Genomic DNA, 14,369 nt, shown 5'->3' with positions numbered 1-14,369 from the left:
CCGCCCCAGTCTCCGCCCTCAGTATTTGATCACAACTGTGTTCCTTATCGCGAGGAGCACTTGTCCAAGTGTCGGATGGGCGGGTCGAACGACTCGTCGTCTACCACCTGATCTAGTGTCATCTCGTCGCCCCCGGTGATGAAGCCGGCGAGCCAGTCAGGCCCCCAGGTCTGGCGCGACTGAGGTGAGCCCTCCTGGGTGGTCCAGTCGTTGTGGGACTCTGTTGCTCGATTGTTCGAGCAGGAAGAATCAACGACGTCATGACATCGAACAAGCGCCGCCGGCACACGCCGGAGCAGATCATCCGCAAGCTCGCCGAGGGCAATATGCTCCTCGCCGCTGGTCAGGAACTCGACGAGGTGTGCCGGCACCTCGAAGTCGCGGAGTCCACGTGGCATCGCTGGCTGGCCCAGTACGGCGGCATGAAAGCTGATGACGCCAAGCGGCTCAAAGAACTCGAGGCGGAGAACGCCCGACTCAAGAAGCTCGTGGCCAACCAGGCCCTCGACATTGACATGCTCAAGGACCTGTCGTCGGGAAACTTTTGACCCCGAACCGTAAACGCCGCGCCGTGACGGTGCTGCAAGAACGGTTCGGGGTGTCTCAGCGTCGGGCGTGTGCGGTGGTCGGTATCCACCGCTCGACGATGCGCCTGAGGACACAACCAGCGGACGACGAGGACACCAGGCTGAGGGCCTGGCTACGCAGGTTCTCCACCGACCGGCCCCGGTGGGGGTGGCGGCGAGCAGCGAAGATGGCACGCAAATCCGGATGGGCGGTCAACGACAAACGTATTCGTCGACTATGGTGTGAGGAAGGACTTCGAGTGCCCCAGCGCCGCAAAAAGAAGCGGTTGACCGGCGTCGGTGTCACCGTAGGGGCGATGTGTCCTATCCGGCCGAACGTGATCTGGGCGATGGACTTCCAATTCGACACCCTCGCTGATGGTCGTACGATCAAGCTACTCAACATCATTGATGAGTACACCCGAGAGTGTCTGGCCATCGAGATCGGCAGGTCAATCGACGCCGACCAAGTGGTCGCAGTCCTTGACACGCTGGCTTTGACCCGCGGGGCGCCGGTCTACGTGCGGTTCGACAACGGCCCCGAATTCGTCGCCCACGCCGTACGCGACTGGTGCCGATTCACCGGCACCGGAGCCTTGTTCATCGACCCCGGTTCGCCATGGCAGAACGGCTGGATCGAATCGTTCAACGGTCGACTACGCGATGAACTGCTCAACTCGTGGCGCTTCGATTCTCTGCTCGAAGCCCAAGTGATCACCGAGGATTGGAGGACCGACTACAACACCGCCAGGCCCCACAGCGCCCACGGCGAACTCAGCCCCGCTGAATTCGCTCTACAGTGGACCACGACCCACCAATCCCAAGCCGCATAGCGACTGGACCACCAAACGGGTCCCCCTCACAATACGTGGCTAACTTATGAAGTTGGGACAAAGCGCGCGAAGTCGTGCCCCATGCCGGAATGGTTTCTGGATTATTCGATCAGTGCCGAAATGAAGGAAGTTGACATGGCGGACAGTGTGCAAAGCACAGCCGTCGGGCCTGTCGCAGCTTAATCGCTTGGTTGTCAGCTCGACAACTAGTCATTCTCCGGTGCAGTCTCGCACGCTGTGTCGCAACCCCGAGCTTGCCTTCACTCTCGCGCTGAAGGAGCACCGGCACGCCGAGCCCATCAAGGTTCTGGGCCGCCAACCACTCTAACCTCAATCTTTCGTGAGGTGGCGGTCCCTTGTTGAGTGGTCCGGATGGTGTGGTTTGAGGACCGCATTCCGGGTGTGGGCCGTGGCGTGTTGCCCGAGGCGTCGGTGGGCGTCGGGGTTCACGGTCCCGAGGTGGAGCATCCTTTCTGGATCGATGATCGGATCGAGCCTGGTGGTCAGGCCGGCGCGGGAAGCACTGCGAGTCTGGCTATTCCGTCGAGCAGGAGGTCGACGTAGGGTGCGTGGGCGGCGAGTTTCAACCGGGTGAATCACCCCAAGTTTTGTGCCGCCTCCAATGTGGGGGTTTGCTCGGTGGTGAGTCCAGCGTAGTAGCTGGCCTCGTACTCGTTGGGTGGGATCAGGCCGATGCTCGAGTGCAGCCGGCTGCAGTTGTACCAGTCGACCCACGCTGCGGTGGCGTACTCGACGTCGGCGATGGTCTTGTAGGGGCCCTGGTGGAAGATCGTCGTGCGGATGCACTCGGTCTTGTAGAGGCCGTTCGCTGATTCGATCAGCGCGTTGTCGTAGGCATCTCCCACCGATCCGATCGACGCAGAGATACTCTCCAGTGAGAGTTTCTGCGTCAACCGTGTTGACGTGTACTGGGCGGGTTCAATCGGTCCATGCAACACCGGGTTGTTGTAGTGAGTGTAACTGTCCTTCAAAGACTTCGGCGGGGGTCTTCCAGCCGAGGGCCTTTCGGGGACGGTTTGAGGTTCCCCCCGAACCGTAGAGGCATCGATAATGAGGAGCACGATGCCAGAGAAGCGGAAGAAGTACGACCGGGAGTTTCGTGATGGGGCGGTCCGGATCGTCGAGGAGACAGGTAAGCCGATCGCCCAGGTCGCTCGAGACCTGGGGGTCAACGAGGGCACCTTGGGTAACTGGGTCAACCGGGCGCGCGCCGAGCGGGAGGGCCGCGGCGAGCTGACCGTTGATGACGCTGCTGAGCTCAAACGGTTGCGTGACGAGGTCGCCGAGCTGCGCATGGAGCGTGATGTCCTCAAGCGATCAGTGGTCCTGTGGGTGAAGGAGGCGACGAAGTGAGCGTGGCACGCTTTATCGCCGACCAGAGGACCAACTATCGGGTGCCACACGCGGTGTCCTGCCGGCTGCTCGGGGTCAGCGAGGCGTGGTTCTACAAATGGCATAAGCGGACCCAATCGCCGGGTGCGGCAACGGGTTTGCACACCACCCGCGACTATCGCCGGGACACCATCGACCGGGCCGTGGCGGTGGCGTTCGACAAGGCCCGCGGCCTGCACGGGTCACCGCGCCTGCATGCGGATCTGCGTGCTGACGGGTGGACGGTGACCGAGAAGACTGTCGCTGATTCGATGTGTCGTCAGGGCCTGGTCGCGCGGCGGATCCGCCGGCGCAACGGGCTGACCCGTCAGGACAAGACCGCCCCGAAGTTCCCCGATTTGTTGGGTCGCGATTTCACCGCACAGTGCCCCGATCAGCGGTGGGTCGGCGACATCACCGAGATCCCGACCGCGGCGGGCAAGCTGTATCTGGCCACGGTCATCGACCTCTACAGTCGCCGCCTGCTGGGGGCGGCCACCAGTCGTCACCCGGATGCAGCGTTGGCGTGTGCGGCGATCGAGATGGCGGTCGCCACGCGGGGCGGCATGCAGGCGATATGGCGTGATGACGATGCGCAGAAGCTGATTTTCCACACCGATCGTGGGTCGACGTACACCGCGAGACGGTTCACCAGGCTGTGCCAGAAGATGGGTATCCGGCAGTCGATGGGCCGGGTCGGATCGTGTTTCGACAACGCCGCAGCGGAGGCATTCTTCTCTTCTTTGGAGTGGGAAGTGTTGTCACGCAACGAGTTCCATACTATCATGGAGGCGCAGGCGGTCGTGTTGGAGTGGTGCTACGGCTTCTACAATCACCAGCGTCGCCACAGCGCGATCGGGATGATGAGTCCGGTCGACTACGAGAACACCGCAGTCACCGAGCCCGAAGCCGCATAGAGGAGTCCTCCACGATTCCGGGGGAACCACAGTTGTTGAGGGTGTATGCGATGGCTTCGAGGTCGTTTGCAGACCACCGTGACAGGTCAGTTCCCTTCGGAAAATATTGGCGCAGCAGCCCATTAGTGTTCTCGTTGGACGGTCGCTGCCACGGCGAATGCGGATCGGCGAAGAACACCTGCGTTCCGGTATCCATCGCGAACTGGGCATGAGCGGACAGTTCCTTACCGCGATCCCACGTTAACGTCTTGCGCAACTGCTGCGGCAGCGCCGCTATCGACGCCGTCAGTGCCGCGTTCATCGCGATGGCGCCGTAGCCACCGAGTGCCGGCCCGTTCTTCACCGGCGGTTGCTCACCCCACCCTTGCAAGCGTGGGAGATGGACTAGAATCGTTGCGCGACTGCGCCGTTCGACAATAGTGCCGATAGCCGACCGACCCACACCGATGATGAGATCACCCTCCCAGTGGCCGGGGACAGCACGGTCGTGGGCCTCAGGCGGGCGCTGGCTGAGGACGACATCGGAGGTGACGTGACCCTGCGGCTTGTTGCGTGAGCGAGCACGGGGCTCCCGCAATGCCCGCCCGGTCCGCAGGCACGCCACCAACTCGCGTTTGAGCGCGCCACGGCCCTCGATGAACAGGGATTGATAGATTGCCTCATGACTGATGCGCATGGATTCATCATCGGGGAAATCGACCCGCAGGCGCTGGGAGATCTGCTCCGGACTCCATGCCAGAGACCACCGCCGGTCGGCCCGGTGCGGCTTGTTGAGCCCCTTCCACGGCGGCGGCGTGGGGCCGGCGACGATCGTGCCGTAGGGGCTACGGACAGTGCCCGCCAACCGCTCCTGCACGTACTCCCGCAACTCGACGTTGGCCACGAGTTTCGCTGTTTTCGGGCGCTTGGCGGCCTGCTCAGCTTTCCACTGCGCCACCGAGGCTCGATACTCGAGTTTCCCACTCCTGGTAGCGGAGTTGCGGCGCAACTCACGCGAAATCGTTGCCGGACTGCGTCCGATCTGCCGAGCAATCTCTCTCACACCACACTGTTGGGCGCGGAGCAGCGCGATCTCTTCCCGTTCAGCGAACGACAGGTAACGACCCGCCGGCTCGTCCAGACTCAGTGGCGTCATTCCGCCAGCGTGGCGGAACCACCGCGACCCCACCGGCACCGACACGCCGACCGCCACCGACGCCTCCGCCGTGCTCATCCCCGTCGCGATCAACCCCCAAAACTGACGTCGCACCGCCCGCGACGGCTCGGGCCGGCCCGGCGAACGCATCGCCGGCCGCAACGCACGATCAGCTCGCCACTGCCGACGAACCCCCGTGGGCGCATCGCTGGTCTTCTTGCTCCAGTCTGCTGTAGCCAAAGCCAACACCTCCAAGATCAAGGTGTTGCGACGACCAGTTGAATTCACCCTGCGATCCTGCATCCGAATGGTGTATCAGCTCACCATCTTTGACAGGATGACCATCGCGGTCACGTTGCCATAGCGCCATCCGTAGAGGGATGGTCACCAAGGTGGCGTCCTTGCTCGTGGAGGCATGCCAGGCCACGATCTTGCGGGAGAACACATCGATGATGAACACGACGTACACCCATCCGGACCACGTTCGGACGTAAGTGAAGTCGGTGACCCACACACGGTTCGGTTCGGCAGCACAGAACGTGCGGTTCAACAGGTCTCCGGCCCGGATTCCATCCGTGGACGGGATCGTTGTTCGGATACCTTTGGAACGACGAATACCATTGAGGTGCAACATCTTCATCGCGCGGTCCACCGCACCGTAGGACACCCCTGGCATGCTGGTGCGGTCCAGAAGTGCACGCATCTTCACGCGTCCGTAGAGCCCTTCCGGGGTGAGCCGCCGCCGTCCCTGGTGATCGACCCGCCACGCGACCTCACGCACCGCATCGACAGTCTGGGCGTCGCTGATGGTGCGTGCGGCGGGCCGACGCGAACGCCAGGCCCGATAGGTGCGTGCGGCGATCTGGCAACCCTGCTCCCGCAGGACTCGGCAGATCGACTCGACCGCTACACCTTCAGCTCGCATCGTGTCGATGAACGCGATGATCATCGATTGCGGGGGTCGAGTTCCCCCGCGAAGAAAGTCGTCGCCGCTTTCAACACCGCCACGTCCTCACGCAGTTGCCGGTTCTCGGCCTTGAGCTTCTTGATCTCGGCCGATTCCTCCGAGGTCACGCCCGGGCGTTGCCCGGTATCGACTTGATTCTGCACCGCCCACCGGCGGACCGATTCCTTCCCAACGCCGACCTGCTTGGCCACAGCCTCGGCCGCCGCTGTCAGCGACGCATACTCACCACCATGGGTCTGCAACAACCGCAACGCCCGCTCACGGACCTCTGGATCGATCTTCTTCGGCATAACGCTCATCCTTCCTAACTCAGAAGGAAACGGCATCAAACCTAGGGTGATTCATCTCGACGAGACTGGCGCCTTCGACACCATCGAGACCGCGCAAACGGCTATCGACGAATGGGTCCACGCCTACAACACCTGCAGACCGCATCAGTCGCTGAACATGGCCACCCCTGCCAGCGTGTTCCGCAGTCGCAGCACCGATCCCGACACCATGCCCAGCAAGCCTGTTGGTGCCGAGATCCGACCGGAAGCCGAAGTCGTTCGGCCAGCTCCAACCGTGGCCGATCAGTCGAGTTCCGCCATTGAGTTCGACACTGTCGTGCCGCCGTCCGGTGTAGTGACTATTGCCGGTGTGCAACAGGTGTGGGTCGGAAAGAAACTATGCGCAGCGCAGTGTCGTGATGTGGGCTGACCTGTCGAGCGTGTACATCATCTGCGACGACATCGTGATCAAGACGGTCCGGTCGAAGCTGACCACCGCAGACCTGCAACGACTCCGCGCCCGCGGCACCCGCCCGGGCCGGCCCAGACCGGCGCAAGCCGCGTTCGACACCTCCACCGCCACCCATCGGCCGCGAGCTATCGAGATCGACCGGACCGCGAACCGCGACGGCATCGTCATTGTTCGTGGACATGAACTCGCCCTCGGCGTCGTGACGGCCGGCAGCCGGGTCACCCTGCGGATCGACGGCGAGTTGATCCACGCGACCAACGGCACCCACCTGATCAAGACGCTACCCAATCCTCTTGACCTAGAGAATATTCGCCGCTTGACCGGAGTTCGGGAAGCCAGCACCCCGCTGCCGCCTGCGCCACCGTCAGGGCCGCAGAGCGTGCAGCGCCGGGTTCCCAAGAGCGGTCAGATCATGGTGGCCGGCCAACGCCTCCGAGTCAGTCCGACCTACGCCGGCACCATCGTCACCATCATCGTCGACGATCACCACCTACGAGTGCTCGACGGCGCCAGAGAACTGTCACTGCACGCACGAACCACCACCAAGACCATTCGCAACTTCAACGCCCACCGGCCCCACCGCCGGTAAGCATCTCCCGAGAACACGACGTCACGCATCTCCTGAGACCGCACACGTCACGCTCGACCGAGTCCGCTGAACTGCGCGAGGCCCGTAAGCGGATCCGCCTGCTTGAGCAGGAGAACGAGGTGCTGCGTCGAGCGGCGGCGTATCTATCGCAGGCGAACCTGCCGGGAAAAGGCTGTACCCGCTCGTGAAAGAGCTCGCCGCCGACGGGATTGCCGTGCAACCTCGAACTGGGACCACGGTGACGGTGTGGGAACACAAGAATCGGGCGCGTCGGCTCCCTGCGGTCAGGTCGTCGTCGGGGGTGCCGGTGGCCTCACCGCGGCCTCGGCGACATCCGGGTGCGACATGATCCATCTTGGGGCGGGCCTATCAGCTACCCAATGGTGGATCGATCACGGTCGGCTCAATGGAATGAGCAAGGACCTGTTCTCCGCGCACCTCTATCAGACGTCTGGGGGATCATTGACGGCGCTGCGGCCACAGTGGGCGTTCGCTTCCGCAGAGACAGACCCTTCGGCGACCCCGCGTTCGCCACTCGCCTCGGACTAGACTGATCCCGCTCGCGAGAGACGGTGCCGCCCCAGTCTCCGCCCTCAGTATTTGATCACAACTGTGTTCCTTATCGCGAGGAGCACTTGTCCAAGTGTCGGATGGGCGGGTCGAACGACTCGTCGTCTACCACCTGATCTAGTGTCATCACGTCGCCCCCGGTGATGAAGCCGGCGAGCCAGTCAGGCCCCAGGTCTGGCGCGACCAGTAGGACCGAATCAACTCGTAGGAACTGATGCCCACGATCTCGTGGTTCACCCCGTCGGACTCCGGTAGCGACCCACCTCAGTCGATCCAGATGCGAAAGGGCCGGGCTAGGGCCAGCCACTCACCGATGCGGTGCTGGCAGTTCTTCTAAACGGCGGACCTTAGGGATCTGGCGGCGGAGTCCAGTGAGGTGGCAAGGCTCGACTCAGTGTCAGTTAGAACCGCCGCGGCCTCGATGACGTGGTCGAGCCGGGTAGCAGCGGTCGAGCCCTTGTGTACGGCCGCCTGAGCGACTGATGTCCATGCTGCAGCCGCTCGGTGAGCATCTCTGGCAAGGTCGCTGGTTGCAGCATCGCCGGTCAGTCGGGCGATCTCGTCGCAGCCACACGCGAGTAGTCGTCGGAACAGGCCACCACCCGTACCTGCCTTCTCGATGAATGCACCAAGACTGAATAGGTGGACTTCGAGCACGTCGGAGGGCAGCTCATGCCAGAGCACCACGTCAGAGGATAGTGCTAGGGCTGCGTCTATTCCGTGTGTCCCCGAGTGTTCGACAGGGCCGGCGATCGTGGATCCTGCGGGCGCGCGCATGCATGCCGCAGATTGCGCGAACGCCTCCGCAGCCACGACGGCGATTGACGGTAGCGCCTCGGGCCAGTCAATGCGGAAGAGCGTATGTCGGGTCGGCTCGGGGAAGGTCATCGAGCGTCGGGCTCGCGCCAGCGCGTCGAAGGGAACCTGTTGAATTTCGACGCGATCGTTGTCTGCGACGTAAGCGATTTCTGCGTCGCTGTCGTAGCCCACTATGACGATATCGTGGCGACTCATGCGCAACTGAACGCGCAGGTAGGGCAATTCAGCAATTTCGGCCCACACGAGCGCGGGCCGGCCGCGGTCGAGTTCGTCGCGGACGAGATCCCACCCTAGCTGGGGATCGTCGGTGGACCGGACCTCCACCGTAGCGCCGAGACGGCGGGGGAGGTCCATCTCGAAGTCAGGACCACGTCCTACCAGATACAACGGCGGCACGAGGGCGTCGGTGCGAACATACGTGAGCGAGAGTGCTCCGCCCAGAGCGAACACCAGACCCTCGTTCGGTGGCCCGTCGAAGCCTAGTCCCGACCACTCCATCAAGTCGCGCATCGCGCTGGAGCCGCAATGGCCGCCCATTCGGTGTGGATAGGTGTCGAGCAATGACTCGGACATTGTCATGGTCTCCCTAGTGGTGGTGGACACTGTGCGACGGGATCTGGCCGACAGGTGGTGGCACGGGTGTTCGAGCGGGCAGTAACCTGCGGCGGTAGCCCGCCGGAGCGCACACTATGCGCGGAATGCGTCGGACGGAGCTGGCCGTCCCGAGAAGATCCGAGGGCCGTAGGCATGCCGCAGGCCCGCCAGGATTTCCTCGAGGGGCAAGTCGTTGTAGACGCCGCGTTCGTGCACGTACTCCATGTGCGCGGAGCCGTCCGCCGCGTGCGCGTGAAACAACGCGTCGCGATCGCCGGTGAAGTCGATAGGTGGGACCCCGAATCGAGTGCACAATTCAATGTTGAACGCGGGTGTAGCTTTCAACCAGCGCCCCTCGATGTAGACGTGGCTGTATCCGTGATATACGAAGACGTCGGTTCCCATGAGTTCGCGCAGCGCGTCGGTCTGCAGATGATTGCGTACATCAGCGAAGCCGAGCCGGGCCGGTATGTTTGCCGCGCGGAACGCGGCTGTCAGTACGACCGCTTTGGGTACGCAGTACCCACGTCCGGACTCGATGACATGGCTGGCCCGGTAATGATCGGGCTTGTCAGAGACGGTGTAGGGGTCGTAACGGATCTGGTCTCGGACTGCGGCGAAGAGGCGCCGCGCCTTCTCGCGATCGGTGTCCGCGTCGCCGACCGCGTCTTGGGTGAAGGCCTGCACGGTCGCGTGATGGATGTCGAGGAAGGTCGATGCTGTGAGCGCCGCCGCCGGCCTTTCCGCTGCCGCGGGTGATGTGGTCATGGTGTGGCTCCGATCAGTTCGGACCTGTCGAGCGACGAACGCTGTGCGATCGTACGCTTCGCGTTCATGAAATCCTTGGGTCTGTTGACGCAGTCCGCGGCGATCAGCTCGCCGTCGTTGAAGTAGTAACAGGTGAAGTCACGGTCGTGGTCAGGGTCACCGCTGACCAGTACCTCGTCGTACCCGGTGTTGAGCCCGGCGATCTGCAGCTTCAGATCGTATTGATCGGACCAGAACCAAGGCAGCGCGGTGAGACCGGCTTCGTTGCCGCAGATGGTCGCTGCCGCGACCTTGGCCTGCTCGGTGGCGGCCGCCACACATTCGAGGCGGACGCGCCTGTCGTACCGTGCGATCCGTTGGTTGACGCAGTCGCCGGCGGCGACGATGTCGGGGTCGCTGGTGCGTGCATGGTCGTCGACGATGACTCCGTCGTCAACCTCGAGGCCCGCGGCGACCGCGAGATCCGTGTTGGGAATGATGCCGACACCGACGATGACGAGGTCCGCGGCCAGGGTCTCACCGTCGGCGAGCACCACCTCTTCGACTCGCCCCTCCCCGCGAAAACCCTCGACCAACGCGCTGGTGCGAACATCGACACCCTCGGTCCGGTGGGTACGGTCGAAAAACCTCGAGACCACCGGCGCGGTCACCCGCTCGAGCACGCGTTCCGCAGCCTCGAGAACAGTGACGTCCACACCCTGAGCTCGAAGTGAGGCGGCCGTCTCCAGGCCGATATAGCCGCCGCCGACGATGACGGCCCGGCAACCTGGCACCACCGCGGCACGGATGGCCTCGACGTCGGTGGCGGTGCGCAAGTAGTGGACGCCCGTCAACTCGGCGCCCGGAACGGTCAGCGCGCGGGCGCGCGCGCCGGTGCACAGTGCCAGCGTGGCGTAAGACACCACGTCTCCACTGTTGAGGGTGACAGTGTGCGCGGAACGGTTGATCGCCGTCGCCGTTCCGTCCACGAGCTCGATCCGCTGCTTGTCGTAGAACTGACGTCCGCGGATCGCGCAGTCATCAAGCTGTGATGCACCTGCCAGGTATGCCTTGGACAGCGGTGGACGCTGGTAGGGGAGCCTGCCCTCGTCGCCGATCAGCAAGACATCCCCGGCCCATTTCTCCTTTCGGAGAGCGCCCGCGAGTTGGACGCCGGCGTGGCTCGCGCCGAGGATGACGACCTGATCAGCCGTCACATTTCCCCCTTGGGGGTCAGGCGAACCATCATCTTGCTGATCCCACGGACAAAGTTCGATTGCACGTACTCCGGCTCACCCACCACCTCGATGTTGTCGAAGCGAGGGAGGAGCTCCTCCCACAGGATGCGTAGCTGGAGCTCGGCGAGCCGGTTGCCCATGCAGCGGTGTACACCGAAACCGAACGCGATGTGGTTGCGGGCGTTGGCCCGGTCGATGATGAGCTCGTCTGGACGCTCGAAGACGCGCTCGTCTCGGTTGCCCGAGGCGTACCACATCACCACCTTGTCACCCTTGCGGATGAACTGGCCGCCGAGCATGACGTCCTTCTTGGCGACCCTGCGCATGTAAGCAAGAGGGGTCTGCCAGCGGATGATCTCCGACACCGCGTTGGGGATGAGGTCGGGGTTGGCCTTGAGCTTCTCGAACTGCTCGGGGTATTCGTTGAGGGCCAGCACTCCGCCGCTCATGGAGTTGCGGGTCGTGTCATTGCCGCCGACGATCAGCAGCACGAGGTTACCGAGGAACTCCATGGGGCGATCGTCGAGGAGGTTCTTGGTGTCCTCGTTGCTTTGCAGCATGGTGATGAGGTCGAAGCCAGGCTCTTCGCCGGCCACGGTACGTGCCGCCTTGTCCCGCCACAGCGAACTCAGGCCTTGCGCCATCGCGACCATCTCACGGAAGACCCTGTCGTTGTCCGAGGGGCCGCCGTTGGCCTGCTCCATCGAGGTCGCGAGGTCGGACCATTCGACCAGCTTGTGCCGCTTGTCGTAAGGGAAGTCAAGTAGCGTCGCGAGCATGCGTGCAGTGAGTTCGATCGACACAGTCTGGACCCAGTCAAACGGCTCGTTGAGTGGGAGTCCGTCGAGGACTTCGCGGACGCGCGCGCGGATGAGCCCCTCCATCTCACGAAGGTTCTTCGGAGCCACCACGCCCTGCACTGCGGCGCGCTGCTTGTCGTGCCGGGGCGGATCCATCGCGATGAACATCGCGATGTCCATGAAACGCGGGGGCCTGCCGATGATGATGAACGGTTCGGCGGAGAACGCCTCGTGATTCTTGTCGACCGCGATGATGTCGGCGTGTCGCGTGACCGACCAGAACGGACCGAAGGGGCTCTCCGAACGGAAGTGCACCGGCGCCTCGTTGCGGACACGCTCGAAGTACGAGCGCCACATACCCTGGCGATACAGGAACGGGTTACTCAGGTCGATTTCGGCGAGATCGACCTCGTCCACCGGCGGGATCGGGGTCTCGGTGAAGATCTTCTGGCCGTCGGTCCTTGTGACGATTCGGCGGGTCTTGTCATAGACATGCGCCCCCCGGATCTGAAGGTCGATCGGGATCATTGATTGCGCCTTCTCGGCGACGGTGGCTGCGATGCTCATGATTGCATTCCTTCGTCGTTGCGGGTCAGAGTTGGAATTCCGGGAGGCGAACAGTCAGGCCGTCCCACTCCTCAGTCGCGATCATCTGGCAGGACAGCCGCGAGGTTCCTTCCCGTTCCGGATGCATGCTCAGCATCTCTTCCTCGCCCTCGCCGCTGCGCCCGACGGTCTTGATCCACGCCGGGTCGACAATGACGTGACACGTACCGCAGGCCGCTTCGCCACCACAATCACCGTCGATGCCGGGGACGGCTTCGTCGACGGCGGTCTGCATGAGCGACTTCCCCTCCACGAGATCGGCTTCGTAGTCGTCTCCATCGTGGGTGATGTATGTGATCGTGGCCATGGCCACCTCCTTGCACGTATGAGGTTCCCCTTGAGTGTGAATGTGCGGATCCCGACCGATCCATGTGTGAACGTCGCAATCTGTTGTTAATCTGGCTCACGTGACCCTCGGTGAATCCGGTGTGCCCCCGTTGGCGTTTGCACAGCTTCTCGACAGCGGTGCGCTGGGCACGGAGGCGACGAGCGCATTCGGTCGGATAATGGCCCAGGAGGGCACCGACCTCAGAACGTTGATCACGCAAGAAGCGCAGGTGCCGATGCAATGGTTTCATGACGTGTATCCGACGATGGGGCCGCACGACGGGTTTCGGCTGGGCCTCGCATTCGCTGAGCACGCTCAGCTGACCTCCTTCGGTCCACTGAGCCTGCCGCTGGTCAGTGCCGGGTCGGTCGTTGACATCGTCGAGTTGCTTCGTTTTCTGCCGTTGATCTCGACGGCGCTAAGTGCGGACTTTCATCATGGCGCCAGTGGTCTTACCATCGGTCTCGCAGGGCGCACCGACAGCGCGGGTACCGACTGCTTTGCCGTCACTTATGGGGGCCTGACCGTTCTGCGTCTGGTGAAAATACTCACAGGAGATGTGTCCTCAGCAGAGTTACACCTGACCTGCCCGGCGCCGACCGAGCCGCTGAACGTGGGAGAGATAGGGCATCGAGTCGTCTTCGATGCGCCAGCGTCATTTGTTCGCATACCAGCCGAGGCGCTTCATGAGGTGTGCCGCTTTTCCGATCCCGTCGCCTACCGGATCGGTACCGCCGAACTGCGACGGCTCTGCGATCAGCGGCGTCACAACTCGTACACGCAGCGCGTCCGAGCCCAGTTTGATGCAGACCCTGCTCGAGTCAACGCTAGTCGGATCGCAGCAGAGCTGTCGGTATCGGTAAGCACACTCAAACGGCACCTACACGCCGAGGGCACCACCCTGCGCCGCCTACGACAGCAATTCATGCAGGAGCACGCCATCCTCCGACTTCTCGATCCCGGCGTCGGAATCGGCCAGATTGCTACCGAACTGGGGTACTGCGACGTCGCAAGCTTTTCTCATGCGTTTGCTCGGTGGGTCGGCTGCTCCCCGTCGCAGTTTCGACTTCGACGTGCACGCCCGCCAGCCGCATGAATGCTCGACCAGCCCAATCGGGGCGTCAGCTGATTACACCACAACGAATTTCGCGACTGGTTCATAACGTTTCGATACGGTAACCCGGGCCCGCCCCGTCCGAAGCGCACGGTCGTTACAAGTCAGCCAGCATCGCCTACGCGGCAATTCTCAGCCACACCTCAACGTCTGCCGCCTCGCCGAGGACACCAGCCGGTTCGTTCTAGCCACCGTTATGGCCGCCATGGTGGGGTTCTCGAACAGTCTCGGCGAGGAAGTCGGTCGTTATGGCATCGGAGTCTCACTCGTCTGCCCTTCGGAGGTCAACACCGACTACTTCGAACGGAACGATGCAGACATGGGGTGGTACCCCCGGATGTCGCAGTGGTTTCCGGTTCTGGAGCCCGAAGACGTCGCTCGACGAACTGTCCGGGCGATACGCACCAACCGGC

The 14,369-nt window shown here is 63.0% G+C and carries 11 protein-coding genes and 4 pseudogenes; 7 read left to right on the top strand and 8 right to left on the bottom strand.

Translation table 11 applies throughout. The features are described 5' to 3' along the window. The first annotated feature begins 260 nt into the window (after positions 1-260). Positions 261-1,399, top strand: a protein-coding gene (locus tag ACVT6V_RS30760) for an IS3 family transposase (protein ID WP_085949120.1) whose coding sequence is annotated in 2 segments (ribosomal slippage) — positions 261-531 and positions 531-1,399 — 1,140 coding nt in all. Because the reading frame shifts where the segments join, the coding sequence is not laid out codon by codon here. A 596-nt stretch (positions 1,400-1,995) separates the two neighbouring features. On the opposite strand, the pseudogene ACVT6V_RS30755 reads toward ACVT6V_RS30760, so the two are convergent. After that, a pseudogene (locus ACVT6V_RS30755) lies at positions 1,996-2,337 on the bottom strand (integrase core domain-containing protein); the annotation flags it as partial. 145 nt (positions 2,338-2,482) lie between these two features. Here ACVT6V_RS30755 and ACVT6V_RS30750 point away from each other — a divergent pair. Both ACVT6V_RS30750 and ACVT6V_RS30745 read left to right on the top strand, forming a co-directional pair. Further along, positions 2,483-2,773 carry a transposase gene (locus ACVT6V_RS30750; protein ID WP_005195137.1) on the top strand — a complete coding sequence of 97 codons (291 nt, stop codon included), beginning with the start codon at positions 2,483-2,485 and terminating at the stop codon, positions 2,771-2,773. Then, positions 2,770-3,708 carry an IS3 family transposase gene (locus ACVT6V_RS30745; protein ID WP_211541884.1) on the top strand — a complete coding sequence of 313 codons (939 nt, stop codon included), beginning with the start codon at positions 2,770-2,772 and terminating at the stop codon, positions 3,706-3,708. Before ACVT6V_RS30750 ends, ACVT6V_RS30745 begins: the two co-directional genes overlap by 4 nt. Positions 3,709-3,739: 31 nt before the next feature. Here ACVT6V_RS30745 and ACVT6V_RS30740 read toward each other — a convergent pair. Beyond that, positions 3,740-4,993: pseudogene (locus ACVT6V_RS30740) on the bottom strand (IS30 family transposase); the annotation flags it as partial. Positions 4,994-5,129: 136 nt separating this feature from the next. Then, positions 5,130-6,100, bottom strand: a pseudogene (locus tag ACVT6V_RS30735) (IS3 family transposase); the annotation flags it as partial. A 46-nt stretch (positions 6,101-6,146) separates the two neighbouring features. Here ACVT6V_RS30735 and ACVT6V_RS30730 point away from each other — a divergent pair. The 3 genes and pseudogenes from ACVT6V_RS30730 to ACVT6V_RS30720 all read left to right on the top strand — a co-directional run. After that, positions 6,147-6,509: an integrase core domain-containing protein gene (locus ACVT6V_RS30730; protein WP_338855981.1), complete on the top strand. Its 363-nt coding sequence runs from the start codon at positions 6,147-6,149 to the stop codon at positions 6,507-6,509. After that, positions 6,499-7,140, top strand: coding sequence for a Mu transposase domain-containing protein (locus ACVT6V_RS30725; protein ID WP_026920504.1), 642 nt, complete (start codon positions 6,499-6,501; stop codon positions 7,138-7,140). Before ACVT6V_RS30730 ends, ACVT6V_RS30725 begins: the two co-directional genes overlap by 11 nt. Before the next feature lie 354 nt (positions 7,141-7,494). Further along, positions 7,495-7,694, top strand: a pseudogene (locus tag ACVT6V_RS30720) (TetR/AcrR family transcriptional regulator); the annotation flags it as partial. A gap of 349 nt (positions 7,695-8,043) precedes the next feature. Here the strand turns inward: ACVT6V_RS30720 and ACVT6V_RS30715 are convergent. The 5 genes from ACVT6V_RS30715 to ACVT6V_RS30695 all read right to left on the bottom strand — a co-directional run bounded on the left by ACVT6V_RS30715 (position 8,044) and on the right by ACVT6V_RS30695 (position 12,821). Next, positions 8,044-9,102 (bottom strand): BtrH N-terminal domain-containing protein, encoded by a 1,059-nt coding sequence (locus tag ACVT6V_RS30715; protein WP_370530226.1) that lies wholly within the window; start codon positions 9,100-9,102, stop codon positions 8,044-8,046. Between the two features lie 114 nt (positions 9,103-9,216). Beyond that, a complete protein-coding gene (locus ACVT6V_RS30710; protein WP_266063774.1) occupies positions 9,217-9,891 on the bottom strand; it encodes a transglutaminase-like domain-containing protein in 675 nt (224 codons plus the stop codon). Next, positions 9,888-11,087: an NAD(P)/FAD-dependent oxidoreductase gene (locus tag ACVT6V_RS30705; protein WP_005195132.1), complete on the bottom strand. Its 1,200-nt coding sequence runs from the start codon at positions 11,085-11,087 to the stop codon at positions 9,888-9,890. Before ACVT6V_RS30705 ends, ACVT6V_RS30710 begins: the two co-directional genes overlap by 4 nt. Next, positions 11,084-12,475: a cytochrome P450 gene (locus tag ACVT6V_RS30700; protein WP_005195133.1), complete on the bottom strand. Its 1,392-nt coding sequence runs from the start codon at positions 12,473-12,475 to the stop codon at positions 11,084-11,086. The genes ACVT6V_RS30705 and ACVT6V_RS30700 overlap by 4 nt, the downstream gene beginning before the upstream one ends. Positions 12,476-12,500: 25 nt before the next feature. Further along, positions 12,501-12,821, bottom strand: a complete 321-nt coding sequence (locus tag ACVT6V_RS30695; protein ID WP_005195134.1) for a 2Fe-2S iron-sulfur cluster-binding protein — start codon at positions 12,819-12,821, stop codon at positions 12,501-12,503. A 100-nt stretch (positions 12,822-12,921) separates the two neighbouring features. Between ACVT6V_RS30695 and ACVT6V_RS30690 the strand changes: the two genes are divergently transcribed. Continuing rightward, positions 12,922-13,938 (top strand): helix-turn-helix domain-containing protein, encoded by a 1,017-nt coding sequence (locus tag ACVT6V_RS30690; RefSeq protein ID WP_005195135.1) that lies wholly within the window; start codon positions 12,922-12,924, stop codon positions 13,936-13,938. Positions 13,939-14,369: the final 431 nt, after the last annotated feature.

The organism is Gordonia sp. LMA167 (genome assembly GCF_058130025.1).
This window is presented reverse-complemented; position numbering and strand designations above follow the sequence as displayed.